The organism is Mesorhizobium sp. GbtcB19, assembly GCF_019091085.1.
Taxonomy (GTDB): Bacteria; Pseudomonadota; Alphaproteobacteria; order Rhizobiales; family Rhizobiaceae; genus Mesorhizobium.
Map to the genome: position 1 here is coordinate 1 of NZ_JAGXJY010000263.1, position 266 is coordinate 266.

A 266-nucleotide genomic window follows, 5' to 3' on the forward strand; every position below is an offset into this window, starting at 1 on the left:
CGCGGCATCCGATGCGCAGAGCCATGTAGCCATAATTGACGCGGGGCCGCTCCTTGCTGACGACGCTCACATCATCCGGCCAAACGGGCACACCGCGTCCTTCCTTGCGCAACCGCCCCAGATAGGCGTCCAGCCGCTGTGCAATGGCATCGGATGTCGGGTGCCCGAGTTCGGTTCTTGCTATCGTCGCGTTGCTGGCCTGGTCGGCGAGCATGGTGAGCTCGGCCCGAGCTGCAAGAATGTCGACCGAGAACACGTCGACATAT

The 266-nt window shown here is 62.8% G+C and carries 1 pseudogene; it reads right to left on the reverse strand.

The features are described 5' to 3' along the window. Positions 1–266 (reverse strand): annotated as a pseudogene (locus KVT37_RS32285) (hypothetical protein); the annotation flags it as partial.